18 protein-coding genes are annotated in these 19,305 nt (G+C 69.3%); 14 read left to right on the forward strand and 4 right to left on the reverse strand.

The genetic code is table 11. From position 1 onward, the window contains the following. The first annotated feature begins 63 nt into the window (after positions 1 to 63). Together AB0N06_RS20700 and mqnP are read left to right on the forward strand one after the other, a co-directional pair. Positions 64 to 1,521, forward strand: coding sequence for a menaquinone biosynthesis decarboxylase (locus AB0N06_RS20700; RefSeq protein ID WP_327245798.1), 1,458 nt, complete (start codon positions 64 to 66; stop codon positions 1,519 to 1,521). Further along, positions 1,518 to 2,435 carry a menaquinone biosynthesis prenyltransferase MqnP gene (gene mqnP, locus AB0N06_RS20705; protein ID WP_366136139.1) on the forward strand — a complete coding sequence of 306 codons (918 nt, stop codon included), beginning with the start codon at positions 1,518 to 1,520 and terminating at the stop codon, positions 2,433 to 2,435. Before AB0N06_RS20700 ends, mqnP begins: the two co-directional genes overlap by 4 nt. On the opposite strand, the gene AB0N06_RS20710 is transcribed toward mqnP, so the two are convergent. Then, complete coding sequence (locus AB0N06_RS20710) at positions 2,425 to 2,979, reverse strand: rhomboid family intramembrane serine protease (RefSeq protein ID WP_366136177.1); 555 nt, start codon at positions 2,977 to 2,979, stop codon at positions 2,425 to 2,427. The genes mqnP and AB0N06_RS20710 overlap by 11 nt on opposite strands. 177 nt (positions 2,980 to 3,156) lie before the next feature. On the opposite strand from AB0N06_RS20710, the gene AB0N06_RS20715 reads away from it, so the two are divergent. Further along, on the forward strand, positions 3,157 to 3,828 hold the full coding sequence (locus AB0N06_RS20715; protein WP_366136178.1) for a UbiX family flavin prenyltransferase: 672 nt from the start codon (positions 3,157 to 3,159) through the stop codon (positions 3,826 to 3,828). A 23-nt stretch (positions 3,829 to 3,851) separates the two neighbouring features. Here AB0N06_RS20715 and AB0N06_RS20720 read toward each other — a convergent pair whose 3' ends face one another. Next, the gene (locus tag AB0N06_RS20720) at positions 3,852 to 3,986 is read right to left on the reverse strand and encodes a hypothetical protein (protein ID WP_266984549.1); all 135 of its coding nucleotides are present in this window, start codon (positions 3,984 to 3,986) and stop codon (positions 3,852 to 3,854) included. 132 nt (positions 3,987 to 4,118) lie between these two features. Between AB0N06_RS20720 and AB0N06_RS20725 the strand changes: the two genes are divergently transcribed. From AB0N06_RS20725 to AB0N06_RS20740, 4 genes are all read left to right on the forward strand, one after another. Further along, on the forward strand, positions 4,119 to 4,574 hold the full coding sequence (locus tag AB0N06_RS20725; protein ID WP_366136140.1) for an Lrp/AsnC family transcriptional regulator: 456 nt from the start codon (positions 4,119 to 4,121) through the stop codon (positions 4,572 to 4,574). Between the two features lie 103 nt (positions 4,575 to 4,677). Further along, positions 4,678 to 5,841 (forward strand): aminofutalosine synthase MqnE, encoded by a 1,164-nt coding sequence (mqnE, locus tag AB0N06_RS20730; RefSeq protein ID WP_358858356.1) that lies wholly within the window; start codon positions 4,678 to 4,680, stop codon positions 5,839 to 5,841. Positions 5,842 to 6,031: 190 nt separating this feature from the next. Continuing rightward, positions 6,032 to 6,325 carry a DUF4229 domain-containing protein gene (locus tag AB0N06_RS20735; protein ID WP_366136141.1) on the forward strand — a complete coding sequence of 98 codons (294 nt, stop codon included), beginning with the start codon at positions 6,032 to 6,034 and terminating at the stop codon, positions 6,323 to 6,325. 411 nt (positions 6,326 to 6,736) lie between these two features. After that, positions 6,737 to 8,086 carry a dicarboxylate/amino acid:cation symporter gene (locus tag AB0N06_RS20740; protein ID WP_366136142.1) on the forward strand — a complete coding sequence of 450 codons (1,350 nt, stop codon included), beginning with the start codon at positions 6,737 to 6,739 and terminating at the stop codon, positions 8,084 to 8,086. 84 nt (positions 8,087 to 8,170) lie between these two features. Here AB0N06_RS20740 and AB0N06_RS20745 read toward each other — a convergent pair whose 3' ends face one another. Together AB0N06_RS20745 and AB0N06_RS20750 are read right to left on the reverse strand one after the other, a co-directional pair. Continuing rightward, entirely contained in the window at positions 8,171 to 8,350 is a 180-nt protein-coding gene (locus tag AB0N06_RS20745; protein WP_366136143.1) for a hypothetical protein, read from the reverse strand. Positions 8,351 to 8,417: 67 nt separating this feature from the next. Continuing rightward, entirely contained in the window at positions 8,418 to 9,611 is a 1,194-nt protein-coding gene (locus tag AB0N06_RS20750; protein WP_366136144.1) for an alpha/beta hydrolase, read from the reverse strand. A 379-nt stretch (positions 9,612 to 9,990) separates the two neighbouring features. On the opposite strand from AB0N06_RS20750, the gene AB0N06_RS20755 reads away from it, so the two are divergent. From AB0N06_RS20755 to AB0N06_RS20785, 7 genes are all read left to right on the forward strand, one after another. After that, complete coding sequence (locus AB0N06_RS20755) at positions 9,991 to 10,803, forward strand: M23 family metallopeptidase (protein ID WP_366136145.1); 813 nt, start codon at positions 9,991 to 9,993, stop codon at positions 10,801 to 10,803. Between the two features lie 296 nt (positions 10,804 to 11,099). After that, entirely contained in the window at positions 11,100 to 12,047 is a 948-nt protein-coding gene (locus AB0N06_RS20760) for an LLM class F420-dependent oxidoreductase (protein WP_366136146.1), read from the forward strand. Positions 12,048 to 12,058: 11 nt separating this feature from the next. Beyond that, positions 12,059 to 12,844, forward strand: coding sequence for a glucose 1-dehydrogenase (locus AB0N06_RS20765; protein ID WP_366136147.1), 786 nt, complete (start codon positions 12,059 to 12,061; stop codon positions 12,842 to 12,844). Positions 12,845 to 12,955: 111 nt separating this feature from the next. Next, a complete protein-coding gene (locus AB0N06_RS20770; protein WP_366136148.1) occupies positions 12,956 to 14,077 on the forward strand; it encodes an LLM class flavin-dependent oxidoreductase in 1,122 nt (373 codons plus the stop codon). A 218-nt stretch (positions 14,078 to 14,295) separates the two neighbouring features. Next, on the forward strand, positions 14,296 to 16,035 hold the full coding sequence (locus AB0N06_RS20775) for a D-aminoacylase (RefSeq protein WP_366136150.1): 1,740 nt from the start codon (positions 14,296 to 14,298) through the stop codon (positions 16,033 to 16,035). Beyond that, a complete protein-coding gene (locus tag AB0N06_RS20780) occupies positions 16,032 to 17,492 on the forward strand; it encodes an aldehyde dehydrogenase family protein (protein WP_366136151.1) in 1,461 nt (486 codons plus the stop codon). The genes AB0N06_RS20775 and AB0N06_RS20780 overlap by 4 nt, the downstream gene beginning before the upstream one ends. Positions 17,493 to 17,739: 247 nt before the next feature. Continuing rightward, entirely contained in the window at positions 17,740 to 19,305 is a 1,566-nt protein-coding gene (locus AB0N06_RS20785; RefSeq protein ID WP_366136152.1) for an APC family permease, read from the forward strand.

The following is a 19,305-nucleotide window of genomic DNA, read 5'->3' on the forward strand; positions in this document are numbered from 1 at the left end:
TGGCGGGGCACTGTCCCGCCCCGGTGACGGGCCCAGGGTAGCCCGTGGCCGATACTGGATCGCATGGCTTACGACGATCTTCGTTCCCTCCTCCGGGCGCTGGAGCGCGAGGGCGAGCTCAAGCGCATCAAGGCCGAGGTCGACCCCTACCTGGAGGTCGGCGAGATCGTCGACCGCGTGAACAAGGCGGGCGGCCCCGCGCTGCTCTTCGAGAACGTCAAGGGCTCGTCGATGCCCCTGGCCATGAATGTCTTCGGGACCGACCGGCGGCTGCTGAAGGCGCTCGGGCTGAAGTCGTACGCCGATATCAGCGACAAGATCGGCGGCCTGCTGAAGCCGGAGCTGCCGCACGGCTTCGTCGGAGTGCGCGAGGCGTTCGGCAAGCTCGGCTCGATGGTGCACGTGCCGCCGAAGAAGGTGAAGTCGGACAGCGCCCCCGTGCAGGAGGTCGTCCTCACCGGCGACGACGTGGACCTGGACCGGCTGCCCGCACTCTTCACCTGGCCCGAGGACGGCGGCTCCTTCTTCAACCTGGGGCTCACCCACACCAAGCACCCGGAGACCGGCGTACGGAACCTGGGGCTCTACCGGCTCCAGCGCCACGACCGGCGCACCATCGGGATGCACTGGCAGATCCACAAGGACAGCCGCAACCACTACCAGGTCGCCGCCAAGCGCGGGGAGCGGCTGCCCGTCGCGATCGCGTTCGGGGCGCCGCCCGCGGTGACGTACGCGTCCACCGCCCCACTGCCCGGGGATATCGACGAGTATCTGTTCGCCGGGTTCATCCAGGGCAAGCGGATCGAGATGGTCGACTGCAAGACCGTGCCGCTGCAGGTCCCGGCGCAGGCGGAGGTCGTCATCGAGGGGTGGCTGGAGCCCGGGAAGATGCTTCCCGAGGGGCCGTTCGGCGACCACACCGGGTTCTACACGCCGCAGGAACCGTTCCCCGCGCTGACCATCGACTGCGTGACCATGCGGAAGCGTCCGCTGCTCCAGTCGATCGTGGTGGGCCGGCCGCCGACCGAGGACGGGCCGCTGGGGCGGGCCACCGAGCGGTTCTTCCTGCCCCTGCTCAAGATCATCGTGCCGGATATCGTGGACTACCACCTTCCGGAGGCGGGCGGCTTCCACAACTGCGCGATCGTCTCGATCGACAAGAAGTACCCGAAGCACGCCCAGAAGGTGATGAGTGCCATCTGGGGCGCGCACATGATGTCGCTGACCAAACTGATCGTCGTCGTGGACTCCGACTGCGACGTCCACGATCTGCACGAGGTCGCCTGGCGGGCGCTCGGCAACACCGACTACGCCCGGGACCTCACTGTCACCGAAGGCCCGGTCGATCATCTCGACCACGCCTCCTACCAGCAGTTCTGGGGCGGCAAGGCGGGCATCGACGCGACGAAGAAGTGGCCCGAGGAGGGCTACACCCGGGACGGGGGCTGGCCGGACATGGTCGAGTCCGATCCGGAGACGGCGGCGAAGGTCGACCGCCGGTGGAAGGAGTACGGGCTGTGAGTGCGGCCGAAGCGACGCTGGGTCCCGGGCCCGCGCAACCGACCGGCAGGGTCAAGGCGTTCTTGCGGCTCGTGATGATCGAGCACTCGGTCTTCGCGCTGCCCTTCGCCTACATCGCCTCGCTGACCGCGATGTTCCGCCTCGACGAGCACATCCACTGGGTGCGCCTGCTGCTCGTCACCATCGCGATGGTCGGGCTGCGCACGTTCGCCATGGCCGCGAACCGGATCATCGACCGCGAGATCGACGCCCGTAATCCGCGTACCGCCGGCCGTGAGCTGGTCACCGGTGCCGTCTCCGTGAGGTCGGCGTGGACGGGCGCGCTCGTCGCGGTCGTCGTCTTCCTCGGCGCCGCCGCGCTGCTGAACCCGCTGTGTCTGGCGCTCGCGCCGATCGCCGTCGTGCCGATGGTCGTCTATCCGTACGGCAAGCGGTTCACCCACTTCCCGCACGCCATCCTCGGCATCGCGCAGGCCATAGGGCCCATCGGGGCCTGGCTGGCGGTCACCGGCAGCTGGTCGTGGGACGCGGTGATACTCGGACTCGCGGTCGGCATCTGGATCGGCGGCTTCGACCTGATCTTCGCCTGCCAGGACGTCCAGGCGGACCGCGCGCACGGTGTGTTCTCGGTCCCGGCCCGCTTCGGGATCCCGGCCGCGCTGTGGGGGGCGCGGGTCTGCCATGCGGTGACGACCGGGCTGCTGGTCTGGTTCGGCCTGGCGACGGGTGCGGAGCTGCTCTACTGGATCGGGATGGTGATCGTCGCCGTGGCGTTCGTGTACGAGCACCGCGTGGTGCGGCCGCACGATCTGTCCCGGCTGAACCGGGCGTTCTTCTCCGTCAACGGATTCATCGGGATCGCGCTGTTCGCATGTGCCCTGCTGGACCTGCTGGTGCGCGGCCTCACACCGTGAAGGCGGGGGGTACGGGGCGGGTGCTACGGCGCGGGCGGCGGAACGCGAACGCCGCGCCCACCCCTCCGATCAGCCCGAACAGATGCCCCTGCCAGCTGATCCCGGAGTCGGTCGGCAGGACTCCCCACAGCAGTGAGCCGTAGACCGCGGCGATCACGACGCCCACCACGATGTCGATCGGCCTCCGGTCGACGAAGCCGCGGACCAGCAGATAACCGAAGAGACCGAAGACGACGCCGGACGCGCCGAGCGTGACGGTGTGCGGCGGCGCCGTCAGCCAGACGCCGAAGCCGCTGACGACGATGACGGTGAGGACGACGGCGGCGAACCGGCGTATCCCGCCGAGGGCGGCGATGAAGCCGAGGACCAGCAGCGGGACGGTGTTGGAGGCGACATGCTCCCACCCGCTGTGCAGGAACGCTGCGGGCACGATGTCGAGGAGTTCGGCCGGCTCGCGCGGGGTGATGCCGTAGGTGTCGAGTGCCTGGCCGGTCGCCGTGTCGATGCCTTCGAGCACCCACAGCAGTGCGATCCAGCCCAGCATCAGCGCGCCGGCTGTTGTCGCCCGCGCGGAGGTGCCTGTACGGGTACCGGTCACGGCCGCCCCCTGTCCTTGGCCGTCGACGGCCTGTCCTTCACCTGTCGGAACGCGCGGAGCCCCTCGCTCGGTTCCGCAACTCCTGCGCCGGATAGGCTCGGGGGTGTGGAATCCGGGACTTCAGTGAGTCAGCAGCAGCGGCAGCCTTGGATTGTCGGGGTTTCGGGCGCCTCAGGTACACCATTCGCCGCCGCCGTGCTGCGTGGTCTGCTGGCCGCGGGCGAGAGCGTCGACCTGGTGGTGAGCCGGGCCTCTCGGCTGACGCTGCTGGACGAGACCGGGATCGCCTTCCGCGACGCACGCTGGCGGGAGGACCTGCGGAGCTGGCTGGCGCGCGGCGCGGACGGGAAGCCGGACACCTTCGAGGTGGGCGATGCGGAGCTCGACGGCGTACGGCACTGGGCGGCCGGTGATCTCGCGGCCGGGCCGTCCTCGGGGTCGTACCCGGCGAAGGGGATGCTGATCGTTCCCGCCTCGACGGCCTGTGTGGCCGGAGTGGCGCTCGGGCTCTCGAAGGATCTGCTGCAGCGGGCCGCGAGCGTGACGCTCAAGGAGCGGCGGAAGCTGGTCGTCGCGGTGCGCGAGACTCCGCTGAATGGTCAGACGCTGAAGCATCTGGTGGCCCTGGACGAGGCGGGCGCCGTGGTGCTGCCCGCCTCTCCGGCGTTCTATGCGGGCGCGACGCACATCCAGGATCTGGTGGACTTCGTCGCGGGGCGGGTGCTGGACGCGGCAGGGGTGCCGCACCAGCTGTACCGCCGGTGGGAGGGGAAGCTCGGTGGCTCCCGTGACTGAGGCCGGGTTCGCCCCGGCGGAACTCAGCGCTTCTTCGGGGCGCGCGGGGTGCGGGTCTTGTCGATCCGGTGCGCGGCGGCGGGCTGGTGGGCACGCGAGCGGTTGGCCAGGTCCTGCAGCTCGCGCATCCGGGCGTAGGCCATCTCGATCGTGTACACGGTGTTTTCACTCCTGAGGATTCGAAAGCACTTTTTGGAATATCTGGAAGATTTACAGGGCGTGGGCTCTGTATGCCTTAGATTCTACACGTAAACTCGCGGTACTGCTGAACAATGGAAGGTTTCAGTCATATGGACGCGGTGGACAGGCAGCTCATCCAGGCCCTGAGGGAGAACGGCAGGGCCTCGTACGCCGAGCTGGGGCGGCTCGTCGGGCTCTCCGGGCCCAGCGTCACCGACCGCATCAACCGGCTGGAAACCGCCGGTGTCATCACCGGTTACCGCGCCACCGTCGACGCCGCCTCGCTCGGGCTCGGGGTCACGGCCCTGATCGGCATCTCGCTCTCCGACGCCGCCGACCACGAGGACGTCGCGCGCCGGCTCAAGGACCTCGCCGAGATCGAGGACTGCTGGTTCATCGCGGGCGACGACTCGTTCATGCTCAAGGTGCGGGTCGGTGACGTCGACGGCCTGGAGAAGACCATTCGCCGGCTCAGCGGCACGAAGGGCGTCTCCCGGACCCGTACGACGATCGTGCTCTCCACCAAGTGGGAGAACCGGGTCGGGGAACTCCCCGAGGAGCCGTAGGCGTACCGTGGTGGAGCCCCCGGGGGACCGGGGGTTTCTGCCGGCGTCACGGCGGAATCCGGTGGAACGAACAGCACGTCAGAGACATCTGGGAGGCAGCCGCATGGACGTTGGGCTCAAGCGCGAGCTGGAGGAGAAGGTTCGTGCGGGGGAGCGGCTGACCCGTGAGGACGGCATCGCCCTCTACGAGTCGGACGACCTGGCCTGGCTCGGTGGCCTCGCCCACGAGGTGCGCACGCGCAAGAACGGTGACGTCGTGCACTTCAACGTCAACCGGCACCTCAACATGACGAACGTGTGCACCGCCTCGTGCGCGTACTGCTCGTTCCAGCGCAAGCCGGGCGAGAAGGACGCGTACACGATGCGCATCGAGGAGGCCGTCCGCCTCGCGAAGGCGATGGAGGGCGAGAACCTCACCGAGCTGCACATCGTCAACGGACTGCACCCCACCCTCCCGTGGCGCTACTACCCGCGCTCCCTCAGTGCGCTGAAGGAAGCCCTGCCGCAGGTCTCCCTCAAGGCGTTCACCGCCACCGAGATCCACCACTTCGAGACCATCTCCGGGCTCTCCGCCTCGGAGATCCTCGACGAGCTGATCGAGGCCGGTCTGGAGTCGCTGACCGGTGGCGGCGCGGAGATCTTCGACTGGGAGGTCCGCCAGCACATCGTGGACCACAACACTCACTGGGAAGACTGGTCGCGCATCCACCGCCTCGCGCACGAGAAGGGTCTGAAGACCCCGGCGACGATGCTGTACGGGCACATCGAGGAGCCGCGTCACCGCGTCGACCATGTGCTGCGACTGCGCGAGCTGCAGGACGAGACCGGTGGATTCCAGGTCTTCATCCCGCTCCGCTACCAGCACGACTTCGTGGACATGAAGGACGGCAAGGTCCGCAACAAGCTCCAGGCGCGGACGACGATGGCGACCGGCGCCGAGGCGCTGAAGACCTTCGCGGTCTCGCGTCTGCTCTTCGACAACGTCCCGCACGTCAAGGTCTTCTGGGTGATGCACGGCGTGCAGACCGCCCAGCTCGCGCTGCAGCACGGCGCGGACGACATGGACGGCTCGGTCGTCGAGTACAAGATCACGCACGACGCGGACAACTACGGCACGCCGAACAAGCTCGGCCGTGACGACCTGCTGGACCTGATCCGGGACGCGGGCTTCCGCCCCGTCGAGCGCAACACCCGGTACGAGATCATCCGCGAGTACCCGGGGCCGGACGCGGAGCGTCGCGAGGCGCCGCAGCCGATGCGCGTCTGACGTCCGGCACGTCCCTGCGCACCGCTCCGCACGAAAGCCCCGGCCGCCGTCCCCGGCCGGGGCTTTCTCGCTGCTCCCGCTGGGCTGACCGCAGGGGGGCTTCGAGCTGAACCTGCCCGCCGAAGCGATCGATATCGGGGCATGCTTCACTGGTCGGGCAGGATTGCCGTACGTAGAGAGAAGGCCAGCCGTGTCCGCTGCCAAGCCGAGCGCAACGATCCGGTACACCCTGATGCGCCTCAGCATCTTCGTCGGCTGCCTCGCCGTCGTCGCCGTGGCTGTCACCTACGGTCTGCTGCCCTCCGGACTCGGCGGGTCCAACGTCATGTGGGTCGTCTTGCTGGCCCTGGTTCTCTCCGCGCCCCTCAGTTTCGTGCTGCTGCGCAAGCAGCGTGACGAGATGTCCGCGCAGATCGCCCCCAGGATCGACCGCGCCAAGGCGCGGCTCGCGGCGAACCAGGGCCAGGAGGACGACGCCGCATAGCGAGCGCGTGGAGCCCGTGAGGGCCGCGTGGGTGTCGGGGGACACGTAAGGTTCCTCACAGCCGCGGAGATCTTCTTCCGGACCCCAGTACCGAGCTTCCCGCTCATGTACTGGGGTTTCGTCGTTTCCCGGGGCCGGGCAGGCCTGGTTGCCCAAAGAAGATCTTTGAGGATCTCAAAGTTCAAGTGTTAACGTGTTCGGCATGAAGACAGCTGTGCGCCCCCGCCGTTCGGCGAGCATTCCGCTCGTGGCGCGCCTGCATGTCGATCTCTGCCGCTGTATGTCCGCGGTCTGTTAGCCGCAACGTCGAACCGGCACCATGCAGCGGCGCCGCCCCTGACGCGGGCGCCGCACCCCCGTCCCCCCGTCTCGTTCCCGTGCGCCCCGATGCGTCACATCAGGAGTGTGTCCGTGTCCGCGAATCCCGCGTCCGCCACCGCCGGCAAGCCGTCCGGCTCCGGTTTCCGTATACCCAAGGTCCCGTTCTGGGCCCAGATCGTCGCCGGTCTCGTCCTCGGCGTGCTGCTCGGGTGGCTCGCCCGCAGCCAGGACATCAACTGGCTCTACACCACGCTCGACAAGGTCGGCCACACCTTCGTCCAGCTGCTGAAGCTGGCCGTCGCGCCCCTCGTCTTCTTCGCGATCCTGGTGTCGATCACCAACCTGCGCAAGGTCAACAACGCCGCCCGGCTGGCCAGCCGCACACTGCTCTGGTTCATGATCACCTCGCTGATCGCGGTCGCCATCGGCCTTGCGATCGGTCTGATCACCAACCCGGGTGCGGGCACCGGCCTGACCCCGAAGGACGGCAAGCTGCCGGAGGGCGCGGGCTCCTGGCTCGACTTCCTGACCGGCATCATCCCGGAGAACGTGATCACCCCGTTCACCGAGCTGAACGTCCTGCAGATCGTCTTCATGGCCGCCGTCGCCGGTATCGCCGCGCTCCAACTCGGCGAGAAGGCCCAGCCGATCCTCACCCTCAGCGAGTCGATCCTGGAGCTCCTCCAGAAGGCCCTGTGGTGGGTCATCCGGCTGGCCCCCATCGGCACCATCGGCCTCATCGGCTATGCGATCGCCGACTACGGCTGGGACCTGATCGGCAAGTACGCGACGTTCACCGCCGACGTCTACATCGGTTGCGCCCTGGTGCTGTTCGGTGTGTACCCGCTGCTGCTCGCCACCGTCGCCAAGGTCAATCCGGTCCAGTTCTTCAAGGGTGCCTGGCCCGCGATCCAGCTGGCCTTCGTCTCCCGCTCCTCGGTCGGCACGATGCCGGTCACCCAGAAGGTCACCGAGCGTCTCGGCGTCCCGAAGGAGTACGCCAGCTTCAGCGTCCCGTTCGGGGCGACCACGAAGATGGACGGCTGCGCCGCGATCTACCCGGCGCTGTCGGCGATCTTCATCGCCCAGATCTTCGACGTGCAGCTGGGTGTCGGTGACTACATCCTGATCGCGTTCGTCTCCGTGATCGGCTCGGCGGCCACCGCCGGTCTCACCGGTGCGACGGTCATGCTGACCCTTACGCTGTCGACGCTGGGTCTGCCGCTGGAGGGTGTCGGTCTGCTGATGGCCATCGACCCGATCCTGGACATGATGCGTACGGCCACCAACGTGGCCGGACAGGCGCTGATCCCGGTGATCGTCTCGGCGCGCGAGAAGATCCTCGACCTCGACGCGTACCACTCGGCCTCGTCCTCCCCGATCGACGACGTCGAGGTACGCGAGGCGGAGCAGCAGGTGAGCGTGCCGGTCGCCGCGTAACGACCACAGCTTCAGCCGAGCGCCCCCGGTCCGTCCGTCGACGGACCGGGGGCGCTCGCCGTTGTGCGGGCGCGGGCCGGCATCTCAGGGAGCGGTGCCCGCGGCGACGAAGAGGGGGAGGGCGAGGAGCAGCCGTCCGGTTCGGGCGCGTGCGCGCTGGTCCGCGGTCCAGGCCGAGGCCTCCGCGGCGGTGAGGGCGCGGTCGAGTGCGCGCTGGACTGCGAGCACGACGACTTCACCCAGTGCCCCCACTACCGCACGCACGTGGCACTCGGGCTCTGAGCGCCACGTGCGTATGCGACGCGACGTGACCCGTCCCGTCCGGGGCGGGTCAGGGCTGCTGGAACCCGACCTCGGGGTTGTCCGGTGTCGGGCCGTCCAGGAGTGGTTGGGGCGTGCCCCGCAGATGGAGATCGAAGAAGGCCGCGACATAGTCCCGGGTGATCCGCATCGAGCGTTCGCCGGAGAGCGGTGCCTCGGGGTCGACTATGCCCAACTGGCCTCCCAGCGCGGGGACATCGGTGAAGGTGAAGTGGCCGGAGTCGGTGACGGTCAGCCAGCGCTTCCAGCCGTCCAGCCGTGCCCAGCCCTCGTCCCAGCTCTCGTCCTCACCGCCGGGGTGGTGGTCGGAGGCGGTGCCGAGCATCAGGAACGGTCTGCCGTCGAGTCCGCCGGCGGGGACCGGGTCGAAGAAGGTGCCGTCCATGTCGACCCCGGCGCGCACGCGGTGGTCGGCGGCCATGGTCGAGGCGGTCGCGTTGCCGCCGATGGAATGACCGGCCATGCCGATCCGGTGCGGGTCGATCATGTGGGCGTGACGCCAGGCTGGGTGACGTCCGGTCAGCCGGTCCAGTACGAAGGAGAGGTCCTTGGCCCGCCCCGTGGCCACGGCTGCCATGCCCGCCGTCGTCGACGTCTGTTCGCAGGCGGCGCAGGTGAGCAGACGCCCGCCGGGGAAGGTCGTGCCGGTGGACTCGTAGGCGTGGTCGACCGTCGCGACGACGTATCCCCGGCTTGCCAGGTCTTCGGCCAGACCGGTGAGCGTTGTTCGCGGAGTGCCGAAGCCGGGGGAGAGCACCACCAGCGGGAACCGGCCGTGTGCCGGGCGGGCGGCCAGGCGGGCGTGGGTGAGGGTGGCGCTGACCGTGGTCGCGGGGATCACGTCCTCCAGCCCCCGTGACGCCAGCATCAGCCGGGCTTCGTCCGTGGTCATGTACGGCGCGGTCGTCGTGCCGCTGCCGGGAAGGGCCGGGTAGTGGACCGACACCATCAACTGCCGGGCGCCCGCGGCGGGGACCCAGGGGTCCGGGCGACTCCAGTCGGTCAGATGCAGGGTGTCCCGGCCTGTCGCGTAGGGTCCGGTCGGCCTGGGAACCTCCAGCGACGGCTCGGTGGCGGCGTGTGCCGCAGGTGTCGCATCGGGACGGGTTCCGGGACCCGCGGCGGCTAAGGCGGTCGAGGGTGCGGCGAGCAGGACGGCCAGGGCGATCGCCGTGGCCGTGGCCCGGCTGCGAGGACTGATCATGGTGAAGACGCTACGGATCCGCCGGTGCGGGAGCATCGCGCGCAGGGGGGAACCGCCGTCCCACCACAGGGTGATCCCGGGCTCCGGAAGACCCGACTTTCGGCGGGGGTATATCCGGCCACTCGGCGGCCGCGGAAGTCCTCTCCGTACGACGGGCCAGGGGAGGAATTCGCCTCGGAGATCGAGACGCTGTACCGGACGTCGGCCATGGAAGCAGGCCACCACTCACGCCTGTTCGCGACTTTGGGCCCTACGCATGCGTTCTCTGGGCCCGGTGGGTCTATGGGGGACGCTGAAACTCCGGCACTCTTGAGTCCGTTCAACCCGGATTGATGCCCCGCACCGCACTCCACGCCCGGATTTTCGACTCGGAGGACGTATGCGATCCCTACGTATCGCCCTGCTGGCCCTCGTGGCTCTGCTCGCAGGACTGCTCACCGCGACTCCCGCCGCAGCGGCGCCGAACTTCAAGGCACCGTTCCCCTGCGGCCAGACCTGGACCTACAGCCACCATTCGGCGGAGGTCAGATCGGCGCTCGACTTCGTGCGCACGGACGGCGGGGCCACCGTCGGGACCCCGGTCCTCGCCTCGTCCGGCGGGACCGCACACCGCTACTCCCAGCCCAGCGGCGCGGGCAACTACATCGTGATCGACCATGGCGGCGGCTGGCAGACCTACTACTTCCACCTCGCCTCCTACTCCGTCGCCGACGGCGCCTCGGTCAACCAGGGCCAGCAGATCGGCGTGACGGGCACGACCGGCAACAGCTCCGGCGCCCACATCCACTACGAGCAGCTGTACAACGGTGTCGGCCAGAGCATCGCGATCAACGGCCAGTCGCTGGCCCCGTACCCCGGCTCGTACAACAGCAAGTACCTGACCAGCGACAACGGTTGTGGTGGCGGGAAATACTGGGTGGACACGTTCGCCAATGCGACGGGTTACGCCGCAGCCAACACCGCTGACGCACAGGGCGTACTGAACGCGGGCACGAACTACGTCTACTGCAAGGTGTGGGGCGCCCAGGTCGGCTCGGGCAGCTCCTACAACCACTGGTGGCTGAAGACCGACCTGGACACGGTCTACGCGGGCAAGAACGGTCGCGGCGCGTACGTCTCCGCGTACTACCTCTCGCGCTGGGGCAACGACGAGGCGCGCGACAACAACGGCACGGTCATTCCGAACTGCTGACGGTCCGGTGGGTGGTCCCGTCCGTTTCCCGGCAGGGGGCGGGCGGGACCGCCGGGGCCTCTCGCGCTGCCCGACCGAACCGTTCCCGTGGACGGCTCTGTTCCGCCGGTATGCGCGGACGTCGCCCGGTGGTCCATGGCGGTCCGGCGGCCGGTCGAGGTGACGGATCCGCCGTTCTTCTCCCCCTCTCTTGTCTGATGCATCGTCAGGTACGACGATGGCAGCCGCCCTGAAAATGACGACGTGTCAGATCGGGAAACCGGTCGGGGTGGAAGCGGAGGAAGGGAGGCGACCCGGTGCCGATACTGCCCACCGGGCGGCTGTCGTACGGGATGCAGCTCCCGGTCCAGTCGCAGAGCACCATCTACACGGAAGCGTGGGAGGCCTCGGCCGGGCCCGGCGATCTCGCCGAGATCGCCCGCACCGCCGACCGCACCGGCTTTGCCTATCTGGCGAGCTGCGACCACGTCGCGATTCCGCGGCGGCTCGCCGATGTCATGGGCACCGTCTGGTACGACCCGGTGGCCACCCTGGCCTTTCTTGCCGGGATCACCGAGCGCGTCCTGCTGATGAGTCATGTCGCCGTCGTCGGGCTGCGTCATCCGCTCGCCACCGCCAAGCAGTACGCCACGCTCGACCATCTGTCCGGTGGCCGGCTGATCCTCGGGGTCGGGGCCGGGCATGTGCGGGAGGAGTTCGAGGCGCTCGGGGCGGACTTCGACGGGCGCGGCGCCGTGCTCGACGAGACCATCGACGCGCTGAAGGCGGCGCTCGGGCCGGAGGAATACCCGGAGTTCGCCGGGGAACGATTCTCGTTCACCGGACTCGGGCAGCGGCCGCGGCCCGCGCAGGAGCGGGTTCCGGTCTGGGTGGGCGGCTCCTCGCCCGCCGCGGTGCGGCGGGCCGCGCTGCGGGGTGACGGGTGGCTGCCGCAGGGGGATCCGAGGGACCGGCTGCCGCAGCAGATCGCCAGGGTGCGGGCGTTGCGGGAGGAGGCCGGTATCGAGGCGCCCCTGGTCGTCGGTGCCATCACCGAGCCGCTGTACGTGGGGGAGCCGGGCTGGGCCGTGGGGCGGCGCACGCTCAGCGGGAAGCCCGAGGCGCTCGCCGAGTCCTTGCGCGCGTACGGGGCGATGGGGGTGCACCAGATCCAGGTGCGATTCCGCACCCGGAGCCGCGGCGAACTGACCGATCAGATGGCGGCGTTCGCCGCCGATGTCGCTCCCTGTCTCGATCAGCAGTGAGGAGTACGGACATGGGCAAGCTGGAAGGGCGTGTCGTCCTCATCAGCGGCGCCGCGCGCGGGCAGGGCGAGCAGGAGGCGCGGCTCTTCGTCGCGGAGGGCGCCCGGGTGGTGATCGCCGATGTGCTCGACGACCTCGGGGAGGCGCTGGCGAAGGAGCTGGGGGAGGGGGTCGCCCGGTTCGTGCATCTCGATGTGAGCCGGGAGGAAGAGTGGCAGGGCGCGGTCGCCGCCGCGAAGGGCGCCTTCGGGAAGATCGACGGGCTGGTCAACAACGCGGGGATTCTCCGGTTCAACGAGCTGGTGACCACCCCTCTGGAGGAGTTCCAGCAGGTGGTGCAGGTCAATCAGGTGGGCGCCTTCCTGGGGATCAAGAACGTCGCGCCGGAGATCGAGGCCGCGGGCGGCGGGACGATCGTCAACACCGCCTCATACACCGGGCTCACCGGCATGGCCTTCGTCGGCGCGTACGCCGCGACCAAGCATGCCGTGCTCGGGCTGACCAGGGTCGCGGCGGTGGAGCTCGCGGGCAAGGGGATACGGGTCAACGCGGTGTGCCCGGGGGCCGTGGACACGGCGATGACGAACCCGGCCGCACTCGATCCGGCCGCGGACCCGGAGGAGTCCCGGGCGGCGGTGGCGGAGCTCTACAGGAAGCTCGTGCCGCTGGGGCGGATCGGGCAGCCGGAGGAGGTTGCGGCCCTGGCGCTCTTCCTGACCTCGGAGGACTCCTCGTACATCACCGGGCAGCCGTTCGTCATCGACGGCGGCTGGATGGCCGGGGTCAGTCTGTTCTGAGCGCACGTGCTGACGATGCGTCAGGTATTGACGGGCTGGGTGGCCGGTGGAACAGTCGGTCGCATCACAATCTGACGATGTGTCAGAAATGATTGAGGACGGTGAACCCCCTTGGAATTCGGGCTGTTTGTACAGGGGTACGTGCCCGCCGCGCGCGCCGAGGTCGACCCCGAGGCAGAGCACAAGGCGCTGATCGAGGAGACCGAGTACGTCATCCAGGCGGACAGGTCCGGTTTCAAGTACGCCTGGGCCTCCGAGCACCACTTCCTGGAGGAGTACTCGCATCTCTCGGCCAACGACGTGTACCTGGGGTACCTCGCGCACGCCACGGAACGGATCCACCTCGGATCCGGCATCTTCAACCCCCTCGCCCCCGTCAACCACCCCGTGAAGGTGGCCGAGAAGGTCGCCATGCTCGACCATCTGTCGGAAGGCCGCTTCGAGTTCGGCTCGGGGCGCGGGGCCGGCAGCCACGAGATCCTCGGGTTCATGCCGGGCATCACCGACATGAACCACACCAAGGAACTCTGGGAAGAGACCATCGCCGAGTTCCCCAAGATGTGGCTCCAGGACGAGTACGTCGGCTTCCAGGGCAAGCACTGGTCGCTGCCGCCCCGCAAGATCCTGCCGAAGCCGTACGGCACGTCCCACCCGGCGATGTGGTACGCGGCGGGGTCGCCGTCCTCGTATGCCATGGCTGGCCGGAAGGGCCTCGGCGTGCTGGGCTTCAGCGTGCAGAAGGTCTCCGACATGGAGTGGGTCGTCGAGTCGTACAAGACGGCCGTCAAGGACGCGGAGCCGGTCGGTGGCTTCGTCAACGACAACGTCATGGTGACGTCCACGGCCATCTGTGCCGAGACGCACGCCAAGGCGGTCGAGATCGCGGTCGGCGGCGGGCTGAACTACCTTCAGTCGCTGCTGTTCCGCTACCACGACACGTTCCCGCGGCCCGAGGGCATTCCGGAGTGGCCGGAGCTGCTGCCCGAGTACAGCGAGGAGATCATTGAGCTGCTGATCGCCGAGGAGCTGATGATCTGCGGGGATCCGGACGAGGTGCTGCGGCAGTGCAGGCGGTGGGAGCAGGCGGGGGCGGATCAGCTGAGCTTCGGACTGCCGATCGGAATCAGTCCCGAGGACACGATGAACTCGATCCGACTGATCGGTGAGCACGTCATTCCGAAGATCGATACGGATCCGGTGCACCGCACGACGCGGTTCCGCGAGGCGGCGTAGCCGGGGGCGCCCGGCGCGGGCCCGTTCGCCCACCCGTCCCTTGCCGGAGCCGGGCCTCCTCCCCCGGCTGCGGCAAGGGGCGGGTGGGGGGCAGCCCCACAGGATCACCCCCGTCCCCACACGAGCGGCGTCTTCCCGGACCGTCGCTCGGCGAGCCGGGGTGCGTACCGCGGTCGTACGCACCCCGGCTGCACACCCACCGCAGAAGGGAACCCGTCATGCTCGACCACCTCATCCGCGGAGCGACCGTCGTGGACGGCACCGGCGCTCCCCCGTACACCGCCGACCTCGGCATCCGCGACGGCCGCATCGCCGTCATCGCCGAGCCCGGCACCCTCACCGAGGAGGCTGTGACCTCGGAGGACGCCACCGGACTCGTGCTCGCGCCCGGCTTCGTCGACCCCCACACCCACTACGACGCCCAGCTCTTCTGGGACCCGTACGCCACCCCGTCCATGAACCACGGCGTCACCACCGTCGCCGGCGGCAACTGCGGCTTCACCCTCGCCCCGCTCCACCCCGACCGGCCCGAGGACGCCGACTACACGCGCCGCATGATGTCCAAGGTCGAGGGCATGGCACTCAAGGCGCTGGAGGACGGCGTCGACTGGTCCTGGTCCAGCTTCCGTGAGTACCTCGACGCCCTCGAAGGACGCATCGCGGTCAACGCCGGGTTCATGGTGGGTCACTGCGCCCTGCGGCGGCACGTCATGGGCGCCGACGCGGTCGGCGGGCAGCCCACTGGCGCCCAGCTCGACGCGATGCTGCGCCTCTTCCACGACGCCATGGACGCCGGGGCGTGGGGGCTTTCCACCACCCAGTCCGCCACCCATTCCGACGGCGACGGCAGGCCCGTCGCCTCCCGGCACGCCCTCCCCGAGGAACTCCTCGCGCTCTCCCGCGCCGTCGGCGAACACGAAGGCACTCAGCTCGAAGCGATTGTCGCGGGCTGCCTCGACCAGTTCTCCGACGACGAGATCGACCTCCTCGTCGACATGACCGCGACCGCCGGACGCCCTCTGAACTGGAACGTCCTCACCATCGACGCCGCCGTCCCCGAACGGGTGCCGCGCCAGCTCGTTCCCAGCGAACGGGCCCGCCGCGCGGGCGGCCGGATCGTCGCCCTCACCATGCCGATCCTCACCCCCATGAACATGTCGCTCGGCACCTTCTGCGCCCTCAACCTCATCCCGGGCTGGGGCGAGATCCTCTCCCTCCCCGTCCCCGAACGGATCGAACGGCTCCGTGACGCCGGCACCCGCGCCGAGATGCTCCGCCGCGCGGACAGCAAGGAGGCAGGAGTCTTCCGCCGCCTCGCCGACTTCGGCCGGTACGTCATCGGCGACACGTACAGCGCGGCGAACGAGGGGCTCAGCGGGCGCGTCGTCCGCGACATCGCCGCCGAGCGCGGCCAGGACCCCTTCCACTGCCTCGTCGAGATCTGCGCCGCCGACGAGCTCCGTACGGTGCTGTGGCCCATGCCCACCGACAACGATCCGGGCTCCTGGGCGCTGCGGCAGCGGACCTGGGAACACGAGGACGTCATGCTCGGCGGCTCCGACGCGGGCGCCCATCTGGACCGGATGTGCGGAGCCCCGTACACCACCCGTTTCCTCGGGGACTGCCTGCGCGGCCGGAAACTCGTCTCCCTGCCCGCCGCCGTCAAAATGCTCACCGACGACCCCGCCCGGCTCTTCGGGCTGCGCGACCGCGGCCGGATCCAGGAGGGTTTCCACGCCGACCTCGTCCTCTTCGACCCCGAGCGCATCGACGCCGGGCCCGCCACCCTCGTACACGATCTGCCCGGCGACAGCCCGCGCCTCGACTCCAAGGCCATCGGCATCGTGTCGGTCCGCGTCAACGGCGTGGAGACGCTGCGCGACGACAAGGTGACCGGTGCGGTCCCCGGCACCGTGCTCCGCTCCGGCCGCGACACCCGGACGGTGAGCACCCAGTGACCACACCCCAGCGCCTCTTCATCGGCGGCGAGTGGACCGAACCCGACGACGGTCACTACGAGGTGATCAACCCGGCCACGGAGGACATCGTCGGTCTCGCGCCCGAAGCGAGCCGCGCACAGGTGTACGCGGCGGCCGTCGCGGCCCGCGAAGCCTTCCCGGCCTGGTCCCGCACCCGCCCCGAGGAGCGCGCGGCGATCCTCGACCGCGCCGCCGATCTGATCCAGCGTGACGTCGCCGCCCACGCCGCACTCGCCCGGGCGGAGAGCGGCGCGACGACGGGAACGGCCCGGTCCATGCAGGTCGCGGTCGGCGCGGCCCGCTTCCGGCGGTACGCGAGGGGCGCCCTGGAGCCGGTCGAGGAGGCGATCCCCCCGCAGATCAACGAGGCCGGACCGATGGGCAGGGCAGGTGTCTTCGGCGCACTCGCCGTACGCCAGCCGGTCGGCGTCGTCACCTGCATCACCTCGTACAACAACCCGTGGGCCAACCCGGCCGGCAAAGTCGCCCCCGCGCTCGCCATGGGCAACACGGTCGTCGTGAAGCCCGCACCGCAGGACCCGCTCTCCGTCTACCGGATGGCCGAGGCGCTCGCGGAGGCGGGCGTGCCGGCGGGCGTCGTCAACGTCGTCACCGGTTCGGGCCCCGCGGCGGGGGAGGCGGCCGTCGACTCCCCGGACGTCGACATGGTCAGCTTCACCGGCTCCACGGTCGTCGGGCAGCGCATTGCCGAGGTGTGCGGGCGCGGGATGAAGCGGCAGTTGATGGAGCTGGGCGGCAAGGGCGCCGCGGTGGTCCTCGACGACGCCGACCTGGACGCGGCGGTGGCGGGCATCGGTACGACGTTCTCCTTCTACAGCGGCCAGATCTGCACGGCTCCGACGCGCGTCCTCGTCCAGCGGGGCGTCCACGACGCGCTGATCGAGAGGCTCACCGCGTACGCGGGCCATCTGCCGGTCGGCGACCCGGCGGCGAAGGGGACGGTCGTCGGACCGGTCATCTCCGCGGCCCACCGCGACCGCATCGAGTGGTACGTCGAACTGGGCCGGAAGGAGGGCGCCCGGGTCGTCACGGGCGGCGAGCGGCCGGCAGGACGCGACCGCGGCTTCTATGTCGCACCGACGCTCCTCGCCGACTGCACCAACGACATGCGGGTCGTCCGGGAGGAGATCTTCGGCCCGGTCGTCGTGGTGGTCCCCTTCGACGACGAGGAGGAAGGCGTCGCACTCGCCAACGACAGCGACTACGGACTGATCGACTACGTCTGGTCCGGGGATGTGGCGCGGGCCTTCCGGGTGGCGCGGCGGCTGCGCGCGGGCGGGGTCGGGGTGAACACGATCGGCCGGAACATGGAGGCCCCGTTCGGCGGGTTCAAGAGGAGCGGGGTGGGGCGTGACGTGGGTTCGTACGCGCTGCATGCGTACAGCGAACTCCAGGCGATCGTCTGGCCGGGCTGAGCGTCAGGGCGGGGCGGCCGTTCGGATATCGGACAATCGCGGGAAAATTTCGAATCGCCATAAAGCGGACAGTGCTGCGGTTCTCGTACGATGCCTCAACCGGGCGGGGGCCGTCAATTGAGTGGTGATCTGCGATGTTCACATTCAATTCACCTCCGTTCGGTGGCAATTGGCCAACCAATCCAAGGGTGAGACGCCGGAGTCTCACACTCCGGATGTGGATATCGCAGCGCATACCGTCCTCTTTATGACTCAGTTGGACGTGCGGCCGCAGGCCGGAGACACGGGCCGGGGCGCCTCCTCGGCCGACGGCGGTGTTCGCAGCAAGGGCCTGGGCGGCAACTCCGTCGGTCTGATGGGCAGCGCGGTCATCGGCATCTCGACCGTCGCCCCCGTCTACTGCCTCACGTCCACCCTCGGCTCCACCGCGGGCGAGGTCGGCGTCCAGATGCCCGCGGTCTTCCTGGCCGGCTTCCTGCCGATGCTGCTGGTCGCCTTCGCCTACCGCGAACTCAACAAGGTCATGCCGGACTGCGGCACCTCCTTCACCTGGACGGTGAAGGCATTCGGCCCGCGCGTCGGCTGGATGTGCGGCTGGGGCCTGGTCATTGCCACGATCATCGTCCTGTCGAACCTGGCAGGCGTGGCGACCTCGTACTTCTGGCTGCTCGCGGGCGAGATCACCGGCAGTGACTCGATCGCCGCCCTGGACGACAACAAGCCCGTCCACATCCTCACCTGCCTCATCCTGATCGCGGTCGCCACAGCGATCAGCTACCGGGGGATGACAGCCACGAAGGGCATCCAGTACGCACTGGTGGGGCTCCAACTCGTGGTCCTCGCCCTGTTCGTGGCGATGGCGGTGCAGAAGGGGACGAGCGGCGACTTCGCGTCGTCGGTCCACTTCTCGTGGTCGTGGCTGAACCCGTTCGCGGTGCAGTCCTTCGCCGCCTTCACCGCCGGCCTGTCGCTGTCGATCTTCATGTTCTGGGGCTGGGACACCTGCCTGACCGCCAACGAGGAGACGACCGGCAGCGAGAAGACCCCCGGCCGCGCCGCACTCATCGCGATGGTCGTCCTGGTCGGCTCCTACCTGGCGACCGGCGTCGCCGCCCAGATGGCCGTCGGCTCCGGCACCACCGGTCTCGGCCTGGCCAACCCGGACACCTCCGACAACGTCTTCGCCGCACTGGCCGGCCCGATCATGGGTCCTGGCCTCGGCATCCTGCTGTTCGTCGCCGTCCTCGCCTCGGCCGCGGCGAGCCTCCAGACCACGTTCATCCCCGTGGCACGCACGGTGCTGGCCATGTCCACGTACGAGGCCCTGCCCGCCTCGTACGCCCGGGTCCACCCGCGCTTCAAGACGCCCGGGAAGGCAACCGTCACGGCGGGCGTCGCGACCGGTGTCTTCTACACGGTCATGACCCTGGTCAGCGAGCACGTCCTGGTCGACACGATCTACGCGCTCGGCCTCATGATCTGCTTCTACTACGCGCTGACGGCGTTCGCCTGCGCCTGGTACTTCCGCGCCGAACTCACCCGCTCCGCCCGCGACCTGGTCTTCAAGGGCCTCTTCCCGGTCCTCGGCGGCATCCTGCTCACCGCCGTCTTCGGCAAGACCCTCTACGACATGTGGAACCCGGCGTACGGCTCCGGCTCGTCGGTCTTCGGGGTTGGTTCGGTGTTCGTGATCGGTGTGGGGCTGCTGCTGCTCGGCGTGGTGCTGATGGTGGCGATGCAGCGCAGGAGCCCCTCGTTCTTCCGTGGCGAGGTGCTGACGAGGGAGACCCCGTCGCTCGTCGTCGAGGACTGA

It is taken from the genome of Streptomyces sp. NPDC051020 (genome assembly GCF_040683105.1).
Classification (GTDB): domain Bacteria; phylum Actinomycetota; class Actinomycetes; order Streptomycetales; family Streptomycetaceae; genus Streptomyces.

Coding starts and splice junctions, on each gene's coding strand:
- AB0N06_RS20700 (WP_327245798.1), top strand. CDS start 64: ATGGCTTACGACGATCTTCGTTCCCTCCTCCGGGCGCTGGAGCGCGAG.
- AB0N06_RS20765 (WP_366136147.1), top strand. CDS start 12,059: ATGGGCAAGCTGGAAGGGCGTGTCGTCCTCATCAGCGGCGCCGCGCGC.
- AB0N06_RS20725 (WP_366136140.1), top strand. CDS start 4,119: ATGGACGCGGTGGACAGGCAGCTCATCCAGGCCCTGAGGGAGAACGGC.
- AB0N06_RS20750 (WP_366136144.1), bottom strand. CDS start 9,611: ATGATCAGTCCTCGCAGCCGGGCCACGGCCACGGCGATCGCCCTGGCC.
- AB0N06_RS20785 (WP_366136152.1), top strand. CDS start 17,740: ATGACTCAGTTGGACGTGCGGCCGCAGGCCGGAGACACGGGCCGGGGC.
- AB0N06_RS20710 (WP_366136177.1), bottom strand. CDS start 2,979: ATGCTGGGCTGGATCGCACTGCTGTGGGTGCTCGAAGGCATCGACACG.
- AB0N06_RS20755 (WP_366136145.1), top strand. CDS start 9,991: ATGCGATCCCTACGTATCGCCCTGCTGGCCCTCGTGGCTCTGCTCGCA.
- mqnE (WP_358858356.1), top strand. CDS start 4,678: ATGGACGTTGGGCTCAAGCGCGAGCTGGAGGAGAAGGTTCGTGCGGGG.
- AB0N06_RS20775 (WP_366136150.1), top strand. CDS start 14,296: ATGCTCGACCACCTCATCCGCGGAGCGACCGTCGTGGACGGCACCGGC.